The organism is Aliivibrio salmonicida LFI1238 (assembly GCF_000196495.1).
Classification (GTDB): Bacteria; Pseudomonadota; Gammaproteobacteria; order Enterobacterales; family Vibrionaceae; genus Aliivibrio; species Aliivibrio salmonicida.
This window is the reverse complement of record NC_011313.1, coordinates 454,700-476,634: the sequence shown is the minus strand read 5'-3', so window position 1 is coordinate 476,634 and position 21,935 is coordinate 454,700. Positions and strand designations below refer to the sequence as shown.

Sequence of the window (21,935 nt, the reverse complement as noted above, 5' to 3'; positions counted from 1 at the left end):
CATGACTTCATCGCCATGTCCTTTTTTATTGTCAAAAATACTGAGTCATGACGCTCTACTCTTTCGGTAGTATCCAAATAATGATAGCCCAAGCAATCCAAACAATGGAATTGAGCCACCAGAGCTACTGCTACTCGTTGTTGCTGTAATCGTTGATGTAACTTCGCCCCTTTGAGCTTTCAGGATCCAATCTTTATAATGACTGACATCGGTAAAAACAGACTGAGCAGGTAACGTACCCGTTGCTACGATCGTTTGACCACATACTGATGGACCAAAACTAACGATACCAATTTGAGTTCCATTCCAAACAAGTGGACCGCCAGAATCCCCTTGGCACGTTGCGGTCACTAAATCTGAAGAATCAAAAGAATACCCGGACGAGCACACTTGCTTATCTGACGTAGTGAAGTTAGCCCACACATTACAATCCGTTGGGTTAACATATTTCACCCGAGCTTCCATAAAATCAACGTTTGTATTTGCTTGAGTCGAAGATAGTCGCCCATAACCGATAATGGTAAAAATAGAACCTACGGCTCTGTAACCTTGACCTTCAAGGTATGATTCTCCTAATGTTGCGGCATGTCCCAATGTGTAATTAGGTAACGCTTCTGATAACTCTAAGACCTCCACATCGTTAATTAATGTAGAATCATTATAATCACTTGGGTAATAGATATTTTTTACAGCAACTCGCTGTGCAGCAAGCATGCCTTGCCCATTATTCGCTTCAATTGCCACTTTCATATTTGAAACTTGTGAAGATGCAGTATCATAAACACAGTGTGCTGCCGTTAAAATATGAGTACTGTCTAAAATTGAACCACCACAAAATGGATAAATTACGCCAGGTTGACTTGCATATTCAAACATTAATGAAGCCATAAAAGGGTAACCCGCGACATTCGCGTCATTACCACCCACAATATACGGAGTAACTGAAAACTCTTCGGTTGCCAATACCACTGGTGACAACAAAGATAGCGAGACAAGTGCTCCTACAACAACGTTCATTTTCACTCCTTGATAATGTTAAGCGTTAATTAAATTGCATTAACTTGTTATAATTTTAGTGTATTATTTTTATTTAGTCTTTATTTAAATGCTTTAGTTTTAATAAACATATTTCAATACATTTACATTATTCAGACATCGTCGAATGGATTTTACGTTACAAACTATACTAATAACGTTATTACTTGATAAACCAACACTAAAAAATAGGAAAGTACGATGGGAAGAGTCTTCTTTTTTGATTTACTAAGGTGTATTGCCGCTATTGCGGTAGTCGCTATTCATGTGCTTGCCCCTTATAGAAACGAGCTTAACGTCATTCCATTTGACCAATGGGCAACGGCGGTATCAGTAAACAGCTTAAGTCGCTGGGCTGTCCCTATTTTTATTATGATCACGGGTGCATTAATGCTCAGTGACAAACGAGAATTTAACGCCCCTTATTATGCAAAAAAACGCCTAGGTAAGGTGTTAGTTCCTTTTCTTTTTTGGTCTGTATTTTATGCCTTACTCTCAGGACTAACCGCACAAGGTTATGATTTTGAATCGGCGAAAAGCGTCCTTATCGATCTTCCTTTTGAGTACACCTATTACCATTTAGGTTTCTTTTATTACTTCATTCCACTCTATTTTGTGATCCCTTTCTTTCGAGTCATGGTGCAAAAACTGGATAACACCGCTCTATTTTCAATCATTGGGATCTGGTTACTAACCACTTGCTTCTTCCTCGCCAAATTTGAAGGGTTGTGGAGCACTGAAATCTGGCTATACAGCGGCTACTTATTACTGGGTTATGCGCTATATCAACGAGTCGAATTGACCAAACAGAATACCATAATCGCTCTCGTTATCGGACTCACCGCATTAGCGACAACCGTTTACATGGTAATAAGCCAAAGTGTGCTATTAGATGAATACACAGTCGGAAGATGGTTGTCGTATAAAACCATTAATACCGTTGCAGCGGCTGGAATGCTATTTTTTGTGTGTCGTTACTATGGCGAATCGTTGTCTAATAAATCACGAACCATCGTCAGTTTCATCAGTACCTACAGCTTAGGTATTTACTTACTCCACCCATTGTTCTTATGGCCGATGAAAAATTTCCAATGGTATGACGGCCATAATCCTATGTGGGTGATCCCTGTGTGGGTTGTGATCAGTGGTGCTGGCGCATTAGGGTTAAGTTGGTTACTTTCAAAATCCAAGAAAACGGCATGGCTTGTCCCTTAATGTAAGTCTATTCGCAAATAATATTGTTCTTACAAGCTAGACAACCGGAGTAAATTACACCGGTTGTCTTTCTTTCGAATCGAGTCGTTTTGCTAACTGTTTAGTTTTTGATACACGCTAATCACACCAAGAAGAATAAAACCACTCAGTAAACCGATAATCCCATTACCAATGGTTAAATAGGTTGCCGCAACATAAGGAAGACTAGGAAGTAAGCTAACAACGCTTTCTAGTGCATGGTGAACAAATGGAATACTGTGGACAACAATACCACCCCCCACTAAAAACATAGCGATGGTACCGACAACCGTTAAGAACTTCATTAACTTTGGTGCCATTGCAACAAGTCCATTCCCAATAGAGCCCCAAATGCCCTTTCCATCACTTTTACGCTGTAGATAAAAACCCAAATCATCCATTTTTACGATACCAGCCACAAGGCCATACACGCCAATGGTCATCAATACTGCGATTAAGCTCATTACCAATACTTGAGTAATAAACGGATGTCCTTGAACTGTTCCAAGCGCAATGACAATGATCTCAGCAGACAAAATAAAATCGGTACGAATCGCCCCTTTTATCTTCTTCTGCTCATGATCTTCAATGTCCTCTGGATTAGTTTGCGTTTCTTTTTCATGATCTTCTTTTACATCATGATGATGAAAGAATTTCTCATGAATTTTCTCAGCACCCTCAAAACAAAGAAACAAACCACCAATCAATAATAATGGCGTAATTAACCAAGGTGCAATCGAGCTAATCAACAAAGCTGCCGGAACCAAAATTAACTTATTCTTAAATGAGCCTTTAGCAACACCCCATACCACCGGGATCTCTCGTTCCGCTCTAACACCCGACACTTGTTGTGCGTTAAGCGCTAAATCATCGCCCAATACACCCGCCGTTTTCTTTGCTGCCACTTTCGACATCAGAGCAACATCATCAAGTACGGATGCAATATCATCTAATAGTGTTAATAAACTTAACCCTGCCATTTTGTTTCCTTATTTTCCATTTCATTACATTTATTATTAGATACTAATCCTAATTTATCGATTGTCATGGCTTATTTTTTAGATAGTGCAGAAAAACAAAAAAACCACTGACTCATGAAAGACAGTGGTTCTTTAATGTATAGCGAATTTAATCGTTGTCGTTATCTAGTTCAATTTCAGTTGCTTCTAATGCGCCATTTTTATTGATCAAATCAACATCAATTTTAGCACCTAACTCTAATAAGCTATTATCACTAACAACATCATGACCAAGTTCATTTTCTTTAATGAATCGAGTATTAGCAGTGATTGTTACTTCCGTTCTGCCATTTAATGTCATTAATGTTTTTTCAAGATTAAGAGCAGTAACACGACCTTCTACTTCAGCATTAGAAAAGTCAGATACATCTTCAACATCAACGTCAATGGCTGTGAATTTATTTGCACTATATGTGCCTTCTACTTCAACCCATACACCATTTCTTAATTCATTCAAATCATCATAATCTGTAGAATGAACAATTGTAGAATTCAGTTTAAAAGTATTTTTTGCTTGATTAAAATCCGACACTATTCCTTCATGTACATCATTAGGTAAAAAATCAGCATTATAGATTGCTGTAATTACCCATTCTTTTGAGTCGTTAAGGTAACCAAATAACATAGCTCTTTTATTTACGGTAATATTTGGATTAGTAGCTAAATCAGTATGCTTAAAAACTTGCCCATTAATTGTAATGTCAGTTGTACTTACTTGCGACACTTCACCAACAACAATCGGTTCTAGCTCTATCTCGTAAGCTACGCCATGATCATACTCAATATCGGCTTGCATACCTTTATCAAGATCAATCAAGTTGATTGGCATATCATTTAACTTTATCTCTGCATGAGTTGCATCTAATGACATAGAGCTAATTGACACAGAGTTATTACTTTGATCAACCGACTCAATAGCACCAATATATGAACTTGATGCACGCTGATCATTTGAATCACCTGAATCACCTGAATCATCAGAGCCACAACCTGTTAAAACAGCAGTACCTAATAGTAAAATAGCGATTTTCTTCATTTTTTAACCTAATTCTTATAATTAACCTGAATTCTGGATAAAACATGCTTTAAGCGAGGATTAGTTCAAATTCACATTCTGATAGCTTAATTCGTGGCTTTTGTTTTTTTAAACAATAAGCCACAACGCCTGAAATTACATTTAGCATGAAACCAGTCACGCTACGATGACGGCTATGTTCAATTTGAGAGATATTCTTCAATTGGTCATTTATCGTTTCGATAATGTATCTCTTTGATAACATAGCCTTATCAAAAGCACTTATCTCTTTTGCTTTCATGTTTTTTCGCGAGGTAGTCACTAAATCGACATCAGAGTTCTTTAAGCTCTCACTCAACTTTTTACCTATGTACCCTTTATCAGCGTACAATTTCCCCGAGAGTTCTTTGCATAAATCAGGTACAGGAGTCCTATCATTTACATTGCCAGCTGTGATTTTCAGCGAAATAATTTCTCCAAGATGGTTAATCAATAAATGAAGTTTGAAGCCGAAAAACCATCCCATGGTACCTTTTCCTCTTTTCGCAACACCATCAAAGACTTTATGGCGAGGAATTCGAATGTTATGGCATACTTTAAGACTCGTGGAGTCAACAAAAGCAATGCCAGTCGGCTTACCTTTGATAGATTGAAAATAGGCACACATTGGGGCGATTAGGCTAGGCATTTTGCTCACAAATCGAGTGTAGCTAAGTAAATTTGGAAAGTATCCTTTCCAATATTGATGAACTAACCCGATATAGAAGTTCTTGAAATCTCTATGATTTGATTGATGAAAAGCGATGACAATAGTCATACATTCACTAGTAGACATTACTGACTGACGTTTTCTTTTTCTCTCACTAGCCTCAACAAGGTATTTTTCCCATTGAGATAAGAATTGATAACAAAAATCATCGACATCACAAAATATATCAACTAATTTATTCATCTTGCCCACCTTTTAAAATACGTTCAAATAATTCTTGGTCGAAAGATCTGATCGTTAGGTGGGCAATTAGTTCAGCCTTATCCAGAATTCAGGTTAATTAATTCAATTTATAAGGGTACTATAGTGGTAAGAGTGTGAAGGATTCGTGAAGAGATAAATGAAAGTATTAATTGTTGAAGACAACCACCACGTAGCAGAAACCATTGCCGATTATTTAGAGCTTGTCGGTATTGATATCGATTGTGCTTATCATGGTGTTGCTGCGATTGAAATTCTAAAAAATCAAAGTTTTGATGCCATCGTTATGGATATAATGATGCCAAAATTAGACGGTATAAGTACCGTTCAAGCTTTGAGAAATGATTATGCTTGCAGTACTCCCATTATTTTTTTAACGGCAAAAGACACGTTAGAAGATAAAATCCATGCGTTTGAAGCCGGTGGCGACGATTACCTCGTCAAACCTTTCGCGATGGAAGAATTGCACATACGTTTATTGGCATTATCAAAACGTGGAAAACGCACAGATGTAGGAAAAATCACCTTTGAAGACATGGAAATGGATATCAAAGCAGGTACCTTATCTCGCCAACAACAATTAATAAAACTGGCCCCTATTCAATTAAAAATTATTGCATTATTAATGAAAAAAGCGCCTGATGTAGTCAGTAAAAATGAACTTACCGAGCATATTTGGGGTGATGAACTGCCCTCAAGTGATGCATTACGAAGCCATTTATACACAATAAGAAACGCCATTGATAAAGGCTTTGATACCCCAAGACTAGAGACGATTCATGGAAAAGGTTACCGACTTAAATAACACAATAAAGCACCCTAGCTTCTTCAAAAAAATACGTTGGACGTTTGGTATACTCACGTTTTTAATGTTCGCTTTATTTTGGTCTGTTATTTATATCGCAGAAGATCAATTGGAAGTAATTAGTCTTCATCATTGGCTTGATACCGAAGCCAATCAATACATCAAAAAATACCCTCAATTAGGCGAAGAGACTCCTTTGCCTAATGAAGAAGAGTTCTCTACTTATTGGAGCGAACAAGAACACCCTCTTTGGTTAAATACTTATAATAAACCCGGGCTATACGAGCAACAACTCGGTATTGAAGATAAGCATTTTATTGTTAAACCTCATCCATCAGGATCGGGGTTATTGTACGTCCTATTCCAAGATGATGCCGATGATTATCTAGATGCATATGAAGCAAATTTGCACATATTAACCTTAGCTCTTGGTGGTATATCTACTATTTTAATGATCTTATACGGCATTTATTTTGTTCGTAGTATTTCTTTACCGCTTCGCCACATTCAACATAAAGTGGCGCTCATGTCACCAGAGTATGATGACTTCACGGTTGATACTAAATACCAAGAAACACGAGATATTGAGCAGACTCTTTTAGAGAATAAACATCATATCGCACAGTTTTTTACTCGAGAAAAAGAGTTTAGCCGCTTTGCATCACATGAATTAAGAACCCCTATCATGGTAATCCAAGGTTCTGCCGATTTACTTGCAAAAGTACCTAATCAACCAAATATCGCTTTAAAAGCCATCAATCGCTTACATCAAGCCAGTGAAGAAATGACCCTCCTCACTGAAACTTTCTTATTGTTAGGTAAACAAGAAATTGAATTCCATCATTTTCATTACTATCAAATTGAAGAGATTTTAAAAGCACAGTTAGAACACCTAAAACCCTTATTTGCAAAACAGGAAATGGGCGCTCAGCTCTCTATTGTTACAGGCGAACCAAGCTTAGCACCTAGCAGTTTTATTACCGTTGTGATTAATAATTTAATTAAAAACTCTTTCAGCTATAGTGTGGGAGACATTCAAATATCATTAGAAAGTAATCTGCTCTGTATAACTAACTGCCACGATGGAAATGACACGTATAACGCAGGATATGGTTGTGGACTTGTTATTGTAGAACGAATCTGTGAGCGCATGAGTTGGCCGTTTACCATAGAAAAAACATCCACAGACTTTATTACGACGGTTTTATTTGAATCACAAATAAATAATTCTCCAGAATAATCCATGAATTCCTTAGATCCCATTATGTAAATTTTGGTAGAATAATTACATAAGAATGTAATTAAAATGGATGTTATTGTGAACCAAGTAAATACCAACTCAAATCTAACCCAAATAAATGTCTTCCCTGTAAAATCAGTTACAGGGGTTTCACTGCCCTCAGCTCAGGTCGAAAAACAAGGTTTACAATGTGATCGTCGTTTCATGGTCGCAACACTTGATGGGGCAATGATCACCGCTCGAACACATCCAAACATGGTTAAAGTTAAAGCAATCATAGAACCTGATGGGTTAATACTTTGCTACCCGGGTTTACTTGATTTACACCTAATTTTTGATAATTTTGAAATGAAAGACGTTAATACTACGGTCTGGAGTGATTCATTTTCTGCCTACAGTACCACTCAAGAGGCAAACCAGTGGTTCTCTGCAATTTTAGGCCTTAAAACACAACTGCTTTATTCTGGTAAGCAATCTAATCGTGTTCGTGAAAAAATAAGAACTAACGTCAGTTTTGCCGATGGTTATCCATTACTCGTGATCAGCGAAGCCTCTCTGGTTGAACTAAACAAACGCAGTACTGGCCACCAAACGATGGCACAATTTAGAACAAACCTTGTGGTATCAGGAACAGAAGCATTCATAGAAGATTCTTGGAAACGAATCCGTATTGGTGAGGTTGAATTTGAAACAGTGAAACCTTGTCAACGTTGTATTCTTACCACCATCAATCCAAATACGGCACAATATCATCCAAACAAAGAGCCATTAAAAACATTCTCGACTTTCCGCGCTGATGACTCTGGAAAGGTCTATTTTGGTCAAAACCTAATCGCAAAAAACGAAGGTACAATTAACGTCGGTGATGCGATTGAAGTATTAGAAACCAAAGAGAAAGAATATTATGCCGACTCAGGTACTATTACTACGAGCAAGCCCGCTGCATCTGGTACCGTGAAAACAGAAAACGAAGATAAACCAAAAGAGATCACCATTAGCTTAAACGGCAATTTATTCACCGGAAATACTGACGATCCTTTACTTCAACAAGTAGAAGCGGCCGGTCTAAGTATTAACAATAGCTGTCGTGCCGGTTTATGTGGAGCATGTCGAGTGACTTTAGAATCTGGCGACGTTGAGCAAGAAGATTCTCCGGCACTAAATCAACGCCTCAAGGATGCAGGGATGATCTTAGCGTGCTGTTCTATTCCAAAATCAGACATTGAAGTCGTTGACTAATTTATTAGAAACCCAAAGAGAGAAAGGCATAGGACGATGCTTTTTATGATAGCCTAAGCTACTGTTATTAAATGATAAAATAGCAACATCGACCCGAAAATGTCCACACGGAAGAAATACACTCAATTATAGCCCCTTTTCTTTAGGGGCTATTAATTAACACTTTATGCTTAATTAATACCAAGTAACTTAGAAATCATAACTAAAGAGAAAAAAGTAAAAATACTATAAAACCAAGCGGCATTTAACGCCATAATCACTTTAAACTTCGTCGATTTGGTTGTGACTCTATACAATAAAAATGGATACATTATGCTATATAAATGATGACGGTATCCAATTTCCATAGAAGTCATACCATGATCTTTCTTCGAATTTTTTGCTAACTGATTATCCATAAACAAAATATGTTTTGAGCTCCCATAAGAAGCTCTAAGACCAAAAAACATATAAGGAAAAATCCAGACAACAATATAAACACCTGATATTGTTCTTAATAACGTCAATATAGATATAAAAAAATCACTCATAAATCCAACCTTCTTCAATAAACTACAAAATATATTCGTAATTTAAATAAAAGAACTAAACTTTAAAAGTTACATACAAAAAAGACGGCTATGCCGTCTGTTTATTTTGCCTTAACTACGACGAAACTTTCATAATTAAAGTAACCTAATTATGCCTATGAAATTAAAAACTCATCGACTATAACGACTAAAATAGAAAATATTCCAACATTGGCACACATGATAGAAATCCAATAAATAAAATAAATTGAACCCATCTCTTTTTTTATACCTATTTTCCATTGAGAAACTTCACTTTTCTGAATCCCCCAAACAAAACGTAAAATAGGGTAAGAGAACCAAACATACCCGATAGCACTTCCCGCAACCCAAGGCATGAGATTATCCATCACTAAAAAAGCTTTTTCTCTAAATTTCTCAGGTGCATGGTTCGCAATATTATTTATCAACTCATATTTTTTTGACCTTAACTTAATGGTTAAATAAATATTCGTCATGATAAATATCAATGGACAGACCAATAACGATAATGCAACTATTTTGTAAATTATATCAATCAAATATTTTACCCTCAACCCAATCTCCGACGCTATTTGAGATATCGCCACCGTAAACACCCCAAACAAACGCCCCAACTCCAGTTAACACAATAGATAGTCCTCCAGTTACAGGAGCAAGTGCCAATCCATAACCAATGGCTGCTCCTCCTAAAACATTTACAGCTCCAGAGCTTATATTTTTTGTGCTAGATCTTCCGCACGCTTCACTAATAACACCATTCATATCACAGGTTTGATAAATACTTTGGGCATTACCATAAAGTCCTAAACCTGTAACTAACCAGCCCCCAGTTTTTAAGCCTTTACTAAAAGACATCGATTCTTTATATAAAGCAGTCATATTAATACCAGAAATAGTCTTAGAGAAGTCTTTCGCTTTATATAACTGACGCTTATCTACATTAAAATAACGGTTGATATTGTTTACTTGGATAGATTTAAAATAGCCAGGCTTACCGACCTCTGAAATAATATTTTTCATCTCAGATTTAAAGGTTCTAGCTGTACTTCGCCATTTTTTATAATCTTCATTTGAGTATAAAGCTTGCCCTGACAATCCTTCCGTTTTTGTAGCAACAAATTTAGAGTATTCTGCAAACGATGTCATTCTCTGACTAATTTTATTGCCTTGAACTTGAGCCCCCGCAATAACAGCGCCACTCCCAGCTAAAAGGTGGCTTAAGTTAATATTACTAAGATCTGAACTATCACTACTACCCTCATTAACATCTAAATTGGATGTTGCTACAATTAATAATGCGTTAGCTGTAGTTTCGTGATGTTGCGCGAACCATTTTTTCTCTTCACTCGATAATTTTAGAAACTCGGTCATCAGCTCATCTGCTTGAGCAATAGCATACGCTTCATCATCATGCGTTTTTTTCCAAGGAGAAACTACCAACGGCATGCCTTCGATAATTTGATGGAAACTGCGCTTTAAATGCGGATTAGTTTTAATAAAATGATCTATGATTTCAGGGTCAGTTGATAAATATGTTTCTTTAACAAAATTTTCAATAGTTATTTCCACATCAGAAAAAACTAAATACGTGTCATCAATATCTACTGCGTCATCTTTTTCGATCTTAGGTTTATCAAGCTTTGGCGTTTTAATATATAACTTATCGTGTAAGTCATACGTACTCGCCACTATCTGATTTGGTCTCAATACCACTGGGGGCTTTTCTCCACCTTTGTCGATAATCGCTTGTATTTTAGTTTTCGTGTCATCTAATAAAACTTTAATTTGGTCTACAAGCTGTTTCCTTACACGCTTTACAGTATCAATATGAACAAGTGTCACTTTTTCAACTTCTGTATACCCCGTTAATGATGCGTTATTTTTTACACACTCTAATCGCGATAAAAAACGCTCAAAAAAAGCATCCGCCACTTTGTTTATATGTTGTGCCGCACTACTCCAATCAATACTCTCCCACCCATTTTTTGGGTCTCCATTACCAAAATAACGCATATTTGCCCACAACTCAGTATAAGAGGTAGATTCATCTAACCAAATAAAGGAGTAAATAGCATCGGCATACAATGATGTAGAGATGTTTGGTGAAGTAATACAAAGAAGTTGTGACACAAGGTATCGAACATCTTTTTGCTCCATTGGATCTTTATCCATTACTTTTAATAACGCAATGGCAAACTCTTCTGCATCCCAATAGGTAAAATGTTGAGGTGAGAGATATTTCGCGTCTAATTCAATCATAGATTGAAGCGTATCGTTTGGGTATGTCTGGCAACTTAAAATACCCCACTGATATTGCTCAGCACGGCTATTAGGTTTTCTTTGCCAAAAAGGATATTGAGATCCCGCGGCTAGAGAGAAGAAAGCATCATCAAGCAGTTTTCCGTTCCGTAGATTAAAATCAACTGGACCAGGAGCCCAGCGATAAGGTTTCGAGCTTTCTTCATATTCAACTTCTAGACGCATATCTTCTGGCAATGGGGGAAGCGTACATTTACCGGTTCCATCCAACTCACCAGTGGCCACAACATTATCATCGCCATCTTTTACCTTAAACGGGGCATTAGACAAATTTTCACAATGTACAGTGACAGAGTACATTTCTGGTTCTGGTGTGCTGACTTGAAATGCAGGATTTTGAACACCGCTGCACGTAGTATTACCAGAGTTCATCGTCATTGCATCGGATTGTCTTGCAACGCCTTGTCCTTCGATCTTTACTGTTGGGGATGCTGAGGTAAATGCAGCCTCTCCTTGAATTGTGCCAGAAGATACCCCTTTTTTATCACCACCTTCATCTCCAGAGCTTTTCGAAAATGTAGATCCTTTAAGTGCGACGGAATTACCACTATCCATAGTTACCGTTGTAGAGCCATCAGCTAAATCAGACGATTTAGCTGAGTTTCCATAAGCAATGTTTACCGTTGAATTACCAACAGTCGTAGCACAAACATCAGGTGAATCTGCACTTGCTTCTCCACCTGAGCCTTGATGAACAACACTTAACCCATTTGCTCCTACTGTCGCAGCCAAAATATCACCATTATTATCTATAATTAAATTAGATCTATAATAGCTTGAGTTTCAATGGTCGATTCACAGTCAAAATAACTAATTAAACAGATAAATCACCCAAAAATATATTTATGGATTAAAGATCACATTAACAATTGATAAATTAATATGATTTATCAATATATGTATCTAATACGACAACTTATCGACCGTTGCCACGTAAGTCTCCTCTTCCATCTCAATACCAATGAATTTTCTATTCAGCTTTAAGCAAGATTGTCCTGTTGAGCCTGAACCCATAAACGCATCCAAAACTACCGCATTTTCTCTGCTGCTTGTTGAGATGATATGCTCAAGTAAATCGGCAGGTTTTTCACAAGGGTGCTTACCTTGATAATATTGAACGGGTGAAAATGTCCAAACATCGGTATAAGGTACTTCATCAGTCACATGAAATGGTCGTCGTAGTTCTTCGTACTCTTTTTTGAGTTCGCTATATTATTTTAATAATTCCCTATACTCATTATTCAACAAACTGTATTCATTAGATAACTCTGCATGGCTACAAGATAGCTCACCGCTTTTGTAAGAAAATAAGTCCTGGAGCTGTTGGTATTGTTTTTCTGTAGGCAGCTTCCACTGACTATACGAAAACCAATGCGAACACATTTGCGTTCCTGCGGCTTCATTAATTTCTTTGGCTGATACATTAAGAGTGTCCTTTGGGGCCATATCAAGGGGGAAATAAGCCGCGCTTAATGTCCTGCTTATTTATAAACTAATTAATTACACAAGCTAGCAATCTAGAAACCTTCAAGTGAGAAACCATTGTTTAATCTCTTAACTTTATTATCAAAATCTTCTAAAAAGTTCTGTATACCAACATAATTTGGAACGTAAAAATCAAAACCCAGCCCAACGTTTGATGTACCACCATTGGAAAGAGGGATTTCTTTATGACTCATATTTAAATCATTTACAAAATGATTTTCTTCTACACTAATAAGTTCAATGAAAGAATGCTTTTTGTTATGCAATATTTCCAGAACAACTGCTTCTGGCCTTTGTAACATAACTGTATATCGAGGTTTTTTTTGATGAGCATAGCTACTTCTACTTGATATAAAACCAGTGATATTATGTTTTTTTTCAAGGCCCTTAACTAAAGCTTCAAAATCTACACTTATAAAAAAATCTAGGGCTATCCCGGGATTAGTCGCCTTTTCTACGACCTCTTCCGAAACAAGTATGTTTGCAAACCCATCGAAGTATTTATAGAAAACACTAATCGTGCCAGACTGTGAGATAGTACCTATTGGTTCACAATTATTAACTATTACTTTAAGCAAACTACGAGTTAAAACATCATGAAAGAGAACTTGATTCTTGTCATAAAGAATATCGAGAACTAGTTTATATTTTTGGGAATTTTTACTTGTTGATAGAGCACGTACGGTATTACACTTTTCATCTTTATCATCAATATTTAAAATATAGCTCAAAAAGAAAAACTCTTGAATAGACTTGTGTTGCCATCTATAAGTTAACCCTTCGCGTCGGAATAAAGGTACTCGGGTAATTATATCGATCAGAAAGCCACGAATATCAAAATCGATTGTAGGGTGCGTTTCTTTGATTAGTTTTAAATCTGCTATAAGTTCATCTTCTTCATACTCTAACTTTTCAGCTTTTCTTCCTAAGAACGCTAGAAACGAAAGAATAGTTGCAAAATCGTCAATATCTAAGCCTGACAATTTTGGTCTAGTTAGATATCCGATTTTAGTCGCGTCATGATTCTCATATAAAGATCTATAAATCTGACTAAAGAAAGAACTCTTTTTTAAAGGGATTGTTTTTGAATGTTCATAAGCGATGTACAACAAACTTGTAAGGAGTGGGTTAGAAAGAAACTCTTTAACTGCTTCATTTTCTTTCTTTTCTATTTCTTCAATTAACAAGTCTGCTTGTGAGTTACCAAACTGATACTTTCTCAATAAAGAGTATGCTTGTTCAATCTCCAATGGTTCAATTTCAAATGAAATAAAATCGTTAAAGGCACTAAGAATTTTATCTTCATTGCGAGTAGCTACTACAAATTTACAATATTTCGCATTTTCTGTGAACATTTTAATTTCATCAAAAACCTCTGATTTCATTTCATCAGAAACTTCATCGGCGCCATCTAATAAAAACAAATATGCCTTGTTTACAAACTCATTATTAAGAAATTTAATAGAGATATCATCTGAAAAGTCAGGATTCGTATTTGTTATGTACTCTTGTATTGTTTGAACTTTCCCTTTTTTAATTAATGATTTTATATCTATATAAAAAGGAATGATCTCCGAAGACTCAACGGCATATCTGTAAAGCATTTTAAGTACGGTTGATTTCCCCATACCTGCATCATCATTAATGATGATTCTACTATGCGCATTAAACAAGGCTGAGGGGTATTTATCTACAACTGGTGATTGTTCTGAGGAGTGACTCGATAAGGTCAGTGGCTCATAAAGCTTGCTTACAACATAGTTTTTGTTTCTGAACAACTGAGATGTAGACTTATCAAGCTTTGCATAGCCTCGTGCGATATAAGGTATAAACTTATTTCTACAAAAATGATTAAAACTATCATTGACTTCTTCTGCTTTTAATAAGCCAATTGGAATCAGAGCTTTAGTCAAAGCCCCAATAACTACAGATTCTAACCCGGCCATTTTTTCTTCTCTTTTAGTTTTAGTTAGGGGAGATATTATAAGTTAATTTGTTTATTTCAAAGAGATTACTGTCTAATTCCCCCTAAAACACTGGTTAAGAGCTAACAAAAGACTTGTAGGCATAAAATATACAATGCTGGGACTTACTCATGCGTTGTAACTATGTCGAATTTACCTCCGTGATACATAACGAGAATTAACGAGAACAGCATCATAAGAATGGATGACTTTAGGTAGAGGAAACTCACATTAACAAGATATATATGAGTTCGTACTCTAATCAATAGAGGAGCAAAAATGAGTTACAAAATGTCTTTATCACGGTTCTTGATAAGAATTAAGTATTTATCGTTTCTTCATACTTAAATCACTAAAATTAAGGCAATTAATTACATTCAACCTAGAAGTCGATCTCAATTATCCTCCCAAACCCGTATTAATATTCCACAAATGAAGTTTTTAACCTTTATAGTTACTTCATACAGGTGATTGTCTTTAGACATCAAGCAAATCTCTTTGGAACCTTCGCTTGCGTTCCACGCCGAGGGGCTTAATCACTCCTCGGCACTTTAATTTTTCCTTCCTAATAACTCATACTCATATTGTCCAGATTCAAGCTTAAATCCGTGCCCTTCTCACTGCTTGCTTTATCTATTGATACTGGCTTATCTGATTTAATGGTAAGCGCACTTGAGCTTTGCTTTTCATCGTTTGGTTGGTTAGTGGTGTTGCTTTTGACATCGGGATGATGCTGTTTGAGAAGCCTTGTTTTTTCTGCTCGTGGTAGGAAGTGACTATGACTTGGTTTTTGCTTTCACTGGTTGTGATACCAAGTTTGGCGTTCTTATCTTTTAGTTTGTTTATTTTGGTGCTGAGTTTATCCACCTCTTTGCCTGCTGCTTCTGCAGAGCTTTTCCATCCATCAGGGATTAATGCATCGGGTAACATGTTTATCATTGATTTAATGCTCTCCCATAAGCACCAAATTCAAACCGCGTAGATCACCGCTACACGGTTTACGAAGTTCTAGGACGATTCTCTTCTCTCAGTTACAATAGCGCCAATTCGTAATTAAAGAGATCCTCATGTCAGATCAAGAAGAATTTGAAGTAGAAGCGATTGGTGTTGAAGTTAACATGCAACCAATTGAACTATACAAAGTATTAAAAATTGCCAATGTTGTAAATGGCGGCGGTGAAGCTAAACACATGATTGGTGAAGGCTATGTGGGTGTTAATGGCGAATTAGAACAACGTAAACGTCGTAAAATGTACGATGGTGATGTAATTGAATTCAATGAAGAATATTACGTTGTGATCTGTGATACGCCAGTTGGCGAGCTTCCAGAAATCATAGAAAAACCAGAACCAATGGTTATCCAACCAGCGCCTTCTGAGCCAAAACCTAAAAAAGAAAAAAAGAAAAAACAGAAGCCAGAGATCCCAACAACGATTGACCCAAACAGTGGTCGTAAATCGATAAACTTCTTCTAAATTTCGACATTTATGTCAACCAAACAATCAAAGCCCTCAAGTTTATACTTGGGGGCTTTTCTTTACTCACTTCTTCTCATTAATATTATTACCTATTTGTAAAAGTAATTTTTTATTTAAGCTATTATCATTAAAAATGAAATAGATATACTGCGATCATTATAAAGAATTGATTACTTAGGAATTTTAAAATGGGATGGCTTTTTCTTCTTCTCGCAGTAGCCTCTGAGGCTGTTTCACATGTCGCACTTAAAGCAACTGATGGGTTATCACACCTTATCCCTAATGTCATTGTAATTACCGGTCACCTTGGCGCTTTCTATTTTTTAAGCCAAGCAATGAAAACCCTACCTGTTGGTGTTGCTCATGCATCGTGGGCAGGTCTTGCAATTGTTGCTGTAACCCTTATTTCTAATGTGTTTTATCATCAACATTTAGACAGTAAAATATGGATAGGAATTGGCTTTATTAGTATCGGAATTGCGATCATAAATCTTTCATCAGTTCCCCATACCCATTAAGGGAATTTTATTGTTATGATAGCAATATGAGCACAGCTCACCGACATTAACTCTATAAAAAGGCAGAGGTTTATGACCAAACAACCTAAAAAAGTGCTGATCTTATTTGCACACCCTTCTCAACACCGTTCAGAAGTCAATGTACCACTGCTTAACACCGCAAAAAAAATAGAGAACGTCACCGTGGTCGATCTCTATCATGACTACCCAAAATTCAATATTGATATTGATAAAGAACAAAAACGGCTGCTCGAACATGACGTTATTATTTTCCAATTCCCACTTTACTGGTATTCCACCCCTGCCATTTTAAAAGAATGGCAAGATATGGTTTTAGAGTACGGCTTTGCCTATGGCACTGAAGGGCTTTCTTTGAAAAATAAAGTCTTTTTCTGTGCCATGACTGCCGGTGCAAAAGAAGATGCCTATAAAAATGAAGGATACAACCATTTCTCAATCAGAACATTAATGTCTCCGTTAGAGCAAATGGCGTCACTTTGTAGTATGCGATACATCGCCCCTTTTATTTTATTTGGTGCCCGAACCGCATTCGAAGATGATCAAATCAAGATACACACTGAACGCTGGAAAACGCTTCTAACCGCATTAGTGGATGATAGAGTAGACATCAAAGAAGCCAATTCAGTACCAAAATTAAATCACTATTTTGATCGTTTTATTAAGGATGAATCATAATGACCGGATATTTTCTACAAGCCTTCATTTATCTTGTTGCCGCCGTGATTGCCGTTCCAATAGCAAAGCGTTTAGGACTTGGTTCCGTTCTCGGTTACTTAATCGCGGGTGTCGTTATTGGCCCGATCATCGGTCTTGTAGGTGAAGAAACCACAACCATCCAACACTTTGCTGAATTTGGTGTGGTCATGATGCTATTTTTGGTGGGTCTTGAACTAGAGCCGAAAATGCTCTGGGCAATGCGCAACCGTTTAATGGGATTAGGGGGGCTTCAAGTTGGAGGAACCACCGCCATTGTGATGGCTATTGCGATGTTCTTTGGTCAATCTTGGACTATCGCCCTCACTATTGGTCTTATTTTTGCTCTTTCATCTACCGCTATCGTTCTGCAAACCTTTAATGAAAAAGGCTTAGCAAAAACAGAAGGCGGCAAAAATGCATTCTCTGTTCTGCTTTTCCAAGATATTGCCGTCATTCCAATGCTGGCTTTCATCCCACTCTTAGCCTTACCAGAATTGGTTGAGAAAGCACAGCTTGCCGCGGCAAATGCCGCAGAGCACCATGAAGAAATCAGCTTAGTCGTAGGGCTACCTGGCTGGGCTTACGGTATCGTAATTACGGCTTCTATTGCCATCGTTGTGGTTGGTGGACATTACTTAAGTCGTCCTCTTTTTCGCTTTGTGGCGAGTTCTGGGTTACGCGAAATATTTACTGCAACCGCACTAATGTTAGTCATCGGTATTGCCGCATTAATGAGTTTAGTGGGGCTATCTCCTGCGCTTGGTACATTCTTAGCCGGTGTCGTCTTAGCCAACTCAGAGTTCAGGCACGAATTAGAATCAAACATAGATCCCTTCAAAGGGCTTCTATTAGGCCTCTTCTTTATTACTGTTGGCGCAGGAATTGATTTTGGCATTTTGTTTGATGATTTTTTTACCATTATTGGTCTTACGATTGGCGTTATGGCATTAAAAGCACTTGTGTTGTTTGCCTTAGCGGTCATCTTTAAAATCAAAAACAGTGACCGTTGGTTATTTGCGTTAAGTCTCGCCCAAGCCGGTGAATTTGGCTTTGTACTGTTAAGCTTTACAGTACAAAATAACGTATTACCACCAGAAGTTGCTCAACCATTATCTTTAGTTGTTGCACTGTCTATGTTTTTAACGCCTGGTTTATTCATTTTATTTGATAAAGTGATCTTGCCTCGCTATGAGCAAAAATCAAATGATCGCGAAGCCGACCTCATTGAAGAAAAAGGCACTGTGATTATTGCCGGTGGCGGTCGCTTTGGTCAGGTTATTAACCGTTTCTTGGTCTCAAACCATGTTAAAACCGTCGTACTTGATCATCAAGCAAGCCAAGTAGATGCCCTACGTGAAGTAAACACAAAAAGCTACTATGGTGATGCTACTCGTCCTGAATTACTTCATACCGCAGGAATAGAACACGCCGCAATGCTTGTTGTTGCCATCGATAATCAAGAAAGTAGCGTAGAAATCGTTAAGTACGTAAAACACATGTACCCCAACGTAAAAATCTTAGCTCGAGCATTTGATAGAGGCCATTCCTACATGCTACGTTGCGCTGGTGCTGATTTTATTGAATCAGAAACCATGCGTTCAGCGTTAGAAATGGGCGCAGAGGCAATGCGTTCTCTTGGCCAACATCCTTTCCATGTTGAACAGCAAAAGATTGCCTATAAGAATGTTGAGAATCAAAGTTCTGACACCTTATATCAAGCCTGGGTCGATGATTCAGAAGGCGATCGTTACGATAATAACTACCGTAAACTCTTCATTGAATTAGAAGGCACAATCAAACAAGCGATGAGTAAAGACCGCTCTGATAAACACAATCAATCAGAACGCGCATGGACACCGCCACCAAAAGGCTATGCCGATAAAATAGAAGACTAACGTCTGTCGCTAAAAAGTGAATGCCCTACCTAGCTTAAATCTAGATTAGGGCATTTTTTATTCTTTACACTCTGAGTAACAACTTGGTTTTCTTGGGCACACTGCGCCACGAGAACAAATAACGCGAGCGTCAGTTTCAAGTCCTCTTTCTATCCAATTAATATTCAATATTTTAGCCACGCTAATCAATTCTCTTTTAATATTTTTAGATATAGGACTTTCACCGCCATTTTTAACGCATAACTTTTGCAAATCCCGAGCTAACGAAACCGCATCTTTACCTTGAGCTTCAATCGCAGGGTTCAAATCAATACCCGCACATAACACACGATCATTGCCAGCAGGATCGGTCATATTAACTGATTCACAACAATAAATTCTCGGTTCATTATCCACATTCAAGATTGATATTTGAGCAGAACTTCCCGCTTTCGATTCTGATAATCGACGGAACACCGCCCAATGATGACAAGGATCATTCACTTGAGTCATGTTTCCCCAAGGCAATGGAATTCCGTTGCCTCGGTACACGGCTTTTAATTTACCGGGGGCATACGCATCAAAGTAATGCCAATGAGGATAAGGAGAAACTACTGTCATTCTTCGCATCGCGACGGATGGAGAAACTCCGGCAATTTGATGCGCCTCAATCTCATAGCCGTGTCTATCTAACAATTGTCTAAATGGCACTCTTGGGCACAATAATGCCCCTGCAAAAAAACTGGATTCAAAATCACGCCACGCATGCAAAATATCCTGCGCATTCAATGCACTGTCAGTATGGTGGACCTCATTATCAAACACACGATGGCTTCCTACCGACAGCGAACTCTTTAACCCTTCTTTATTGTGTAATACACAGTGCCCAATATAAACAGCAAGATCATATTTCAATCGTGTTGGATACTGCTTCAATATCTCATTTAAGTAAACGGTGCAAGGTGGTTCAAAAAATGAAGTGAGTAACTCTTTTCCATTCACACCAAATTCGTCAACAACAGACGTCGGTGTTTCTTGAACCCATTTAAGCGTTAAACCATGAAAAACCGCCATCGCCATCATTTGTTCAACACTCAAAGGTAGCTGTTTTAGTCCAACCTCTTCGGCTGCTCGTTCTAAATCAGGAAAGTGATTTTGATTGTTCTCTTGATGAGCTCGGATCAGAAGATGAGCAAACTGTCGCCCAGTGACACCGGTTTGATTTAGCATTTCAGGGATCGCGATTTGAAGAATATCATTAGAGAATAAAAAACTTGGTTCTAACACCATGCCACTGATTCCCCCTTTCCTTCCCTTATCTGGCGTAATGGCTTGAGCTTCTGGCTCATTGTCTAAAAACCATGAAGACTCTTTTTGAAAAACAGTAGCAATAACTTCCAGCATATCTGCACTGGGAACACGCTTTCCTCTCTCTATCATTGAAAGATAAGACACTGATGGGGAGTTCTCAGGATCAACTCTTACACAACGAGTTGAAAGATCTTCCATCGTTAAATGATTGCGTTTTCTCAGATTACGAATTTTAGTTCCAAGAAAATGACTTTGTCGAATTAAGCTTTTTGACTGGCGCATCTTGTAAAATTCACAATGTAAAGTTTTTTGTTGTGAAATTGTAATCAAAAGTAAGCTAAGCTTCAATACAAGTAAGCAAACAACTCTGACCAGTGTGACTTACTTAAACTTTTAAAGGAATATATGAGGGAAAGACTATGGCTATCACAACAGTAAACACGACGAATAATGAACAAAAAGAAACTCCGTTTATGGCTGAAGCCGTCTTTGCCGTAGAGGAAATGAACTCAAACACAAATAAAGATAAGCAGCATGAAATAAAACAATTACTCGATACGTTGTTTCCATTAGCGAAAGGATCACACCAAGATGTGACAAATTACTTATTAGACTATCATCACCTTGTTGTGTTTTTTAAAGATGGGGGATGCAGCGGATTACTTAACCCAGGGAAATTTGTTGCATTTACCGGCCACCGCTCATCACCTGATAGAATTCTATTAAAAGACAACAGTGGCAGTCATGTAGAAATTGTTTTTGGTCATCATGAATCTGGGAAAAACAAACTGGTGACAATTGATGATATTGAAATGGAAACCTGCACTACGTTTAGTCAAGATTTCAGTTTAGCGGCGATGCGTTATTGGATCAGTTTATTAAAGCGAGACGACAAATCACAACCAAAAGCACGCCAAGAAGACAAAGATTATACGGCTAAAAATGGGGGCGATTACCAACTGACCAGTTGCTTCAGTTTATAATAAAAAGGCCGCTGTATATGAAATAGCGGCCTCTTTTAACGGTTTAATTTAAGCTACTTATGTTTGTTGTAATACATGCTTCTATCTGCTTGATGTAAAAGCTCATCTATTGATTTCATTTTAGAATTAAAACGAGCATAGCCAATACTGGTTGCTACATGAATCGTACAGTTTTCATA

General features: G+C 37.5%; 19 protein-coding genes and 1 pseudogene. 9 read left to right on the top strand and 11 right to left on the bottom strand.

Going from position 1 to position 21,935, the window contains the following annotated elements:
* Positions 1–45: 45 nt before the first annotated feature.
* On the bottom strand, positions 46–1,017 hold the full coding sequence (locus VSAL_RS18295) for a S1 family peptidase (protein ID WP_012551766.1): 972 nt from the start codon (positions 1,015–1,017) through the stop codon (positions 46–48).
* Between the two features lie 219 nt (positions 1,018–1,236).
* On the opposite strand from VSAL_RS18295, the gene VSAL_RS18290 reads away from it, so the two are divergent.
* Complete coding sequence (locus tag VSAL_RS18290) at positions 1,237–2,250, top strand: acyltransferase (RefSeq protein ID WP_012551765.1); 1,014 nt, start codon at positions 1,237–1,239, stop codon at positions 2,248–2,250.
* A 92-nt stretch (positions 2,251–2,342) separates the two neighbouring features.
* On the opposite strand, the gene VSAL_RS18285 is transcribed toward VSAL_RS18290, so the two are convergent.
* The 3 genes from VSAL_RS18285 to VSAL_RS18275 all read right to left on the bottom strand — a co-directional run bounded on the left by VSAL_RS18285 (position 2,343) and on the right by VSAL_RS18275 (position 5,254).
* Positions 2,343–3,248, bottom strand: a complete 906-nt coding sequence (locus tag VSAL_RS18285) for a DUF808 domain-containing protein (protein WP_012551764.1) — start codon at positions 3,246–3,248, stop codon at positions 2,343–2,345.
* Positions 3,249–3,396: 148 nt separating this feature from the next.
* Positions 3,397–4,323 carry a DUF5666 domain-containing protein gene (locus VSAL_RS18280; RefSeq protein ID WP_012551763.1) on the bottom strand — a complete coding sequence of 309 codons (927 nt, stop codon included), beginning with the start codon at positions 4,321–4,323 and terminating at the stop codon, positions 3,397–3,399.
* Between the two features lie 49 nt (positions 4,324–4,372).
* Entirely contained in the window at positions 4,373–5,254 is an 882-nt protein-coding gene (locus VSAL_RS18275) for an IS982-like element ISVsa6 family transposase (RefSeq protein ID WP_012548944.1), read from the bottom strand.
* A 157-nt stretch (positions 5,255–5,411) separates the two neighbouring features.
* Between VSAL_RS18275 and VSAL_RS18270 the strand changes: the two genes are divergently transcribed.
* The 3 genes from VSAL_RS18270 to VSAL_RS18260 all read left to right on the top strand — a co-directional run bounded on the left by VSAL_RS18270 (position 5,412) and on the right by VSAL_RS18260 (position 8,556).
* Complete coding sequence (locus tag VSAL_RS18270) at positions 5,412–6,077, top strand: response regulator transcription factor (protein WP_012551762.1); 666 nt, start codon at positions 5,412–5,414, stop codon at positions 6,075–6,077.
* A complete protein-coding gene (locus VSAL_RS18265; protein ID WP_044583559.1) occupies positions 6,052–7,317 on the top strand; it encodes a sensor histidine kinase in 1,266 nt (421 codons plus the stop codon). The genes VSAL_RS18270 and VSAL_RS18265 overlap by 26 nt, the downstream gene beginning before the upstream one ends.
* 66 nt (positions 7,318–7,383) lie before the next feature.
* Positions 7,384–8,556, top strand: coding sequence for a YcbX family protein (locus tag VSAL_RS18260; RefSeq protein WP_012551760.1), 1,173 nt, complete (start codon positions 7,384–7,386; stop codon positions 8,554–8,556).
* 170 nt (positions 8,557–8,726) lie between these two features.
* On the opposite strand, the gene VSAL_RS18255 is transcribed toward VSAL_RS18260, so the two are convergent.
* From VSAL_RS18255 to VSAL_RS18230, 6 genes and pseudogenes are all read right to left on the bottom strand, one after another.
* Positions 8,727–9,086 carry a hypothetical protein gene (locus VSAL_RS18255; RefSeq protein ID WP_049940454.1) on the bottom strand — a complete coding sequence of 120 codons (360 nt, stop codon included), beginning with the start codon at positions 9,084–9,086 and terminating at the stop codon, positions 8,727–8,729.
* Between the two features lie 155 nt (positions 9,087–9,241).
* Complete coding sequence (locus VSAL_RS18250) at positions 9,242–9,583, bottom strand: hypothetical protein (RefSeq protein WP_148234226.1); 342 nt, start codon at positions 9,581–9,583, stop codon at positions 9,242–9,244.
* 55 nt (positions 9,584–9,638) lie between these two features.
* Positions 9,639–12,158, bottom strand: a complete 2,520-nt coding sequence (locus VSAL_RS22495) for a DUF4150 domain-containing protein (RefSeq protein ID WP_012551757.1) — start codon at positions 12,156–12,158, stop codon at positions 9,639–9,641.
* Between the two features lie 171 nt (positions 12,159–12,329).
* Positions 12,330–12,854, bottom strand: a pseudogene (locus VSAL_RS24290) (site-specific DNA-methyltransferase); the annotation flags it as partial.
* An 89-nt stretch (positions 12,855–12,943) separates the two neighbouring features.
* Positions 12,944–14,857, bottom strand: a complete 1,914-nt coding sequence (locus VSAL_RS18235; protein WP_012551756.1) for an NACHT domain-containing protein — start codon at positions 14,855–14,857, stop codon at positions 12,944–12,946.
* 651 nt (positions 14,858–15,508) lie between these two features.
* On the bottom strand, positions 15,509–15,814 hold the full coding sequence (locus VSAL_RS18230; RefSeq protein ID WP_231850974.1) for a hypothetical protein: 306 nt from the start codon (positions 15,812–15,814) through the stop codon (positions 15,509–15,511).
* A gap of 128 nt (positions 15,815–15,942) precedes the next feature.
* Here VSAL_RS18230 and VSAL_RS18225 point away from each other — a divergent pair, with 128 nt between their 5' ends.
* From VSAL_RS18225 to VSAL_RS18210, 4 genes are all read left to right on the top strand, one after another.
* Positions 15,943–16,350 carry an RNA-binding S4 domain-containing protein gene (locus VSAL_RS18225; protein ID WP_012551755.1) on the top strand — a complete coding sequence of 136 codons (408 nt, stop codon included), beginning with the start codon at positions 15,943–15,945 and terminating at the stop codon, positions 16,348–16,350.
* A 191-nt stretch (positions 16,351–16,541) separates the two neighbouring features.
* Positions 16,542–16,871, top strand: a complete 330-nt coding sequence (locus VSAL_RS18220; RefSeq protein WP_012551754.1) for a DMT family transporter — start codon at positions 16,542–16,544, stop codon at positions 16,869–16,871.
* Between the two features lie 72 nt (positions 16,872–16,943).
* Positions 16,944–17,567, top strand: coding sequence for an NAD(P)H-dependent oxidoreductase (locus VSAL_RS18215; protein WP_012551753.1), 624 nt, complete (start codon positions 16,944–16,946; stop codon positions 17,565–17,567).
* Entirely contained in the window at positions 17,567–19,483 is a 1,917-nt protein-coding gene (locus tag VSAL_RS18210) for a monovalent cation:proton antiporter-2 (CPA2) family protein (RefSeq protein ID WP_012551752.1), read from the top strand. The genes VSAL_RS18215 and VSAL_RS18210 overlap by 1 nt, the downstream gene beginning before the upstream one ends.
* Before the next feature lie 57 nt (positions 19,484–19,540).
* Here VSAL_RS18210 and VSAL_RS18205 read toward each other — a convergent pair whose 3' ends face one another.
* Entirely contained in the window at positions 19,541–21,055 is a 1,515-nt protein-coding gene (locus tag VSAL_RS18205; RefSeq protein WP_012551751.1) for a DUF3612 domain-containing protein, read from the bottom strand.
* 137 nt (positions 21,056–21,192) lie between these two features.
* On the opposite strand from VSAL_RS18205, the gene VSAL_RS18200 reads away from it, so the two are divergent.
* Positions 21,193–21,756 carry an aldolase/citrate lyase/malate synthase family protein gene (locus tag VSAL_RS18200; RefSeq protein WP_012551750.1) on the top strand — a complete coding sequence of 188 codons (564 nt, stop codon included), beginning with the start codon at positions 21,193–21,195 and terminating at the stop codon, positions 21,754–21,756.
* The last annotated feature ends 179 nt before the right edge of the window (positions 21,757–21,935 follow it).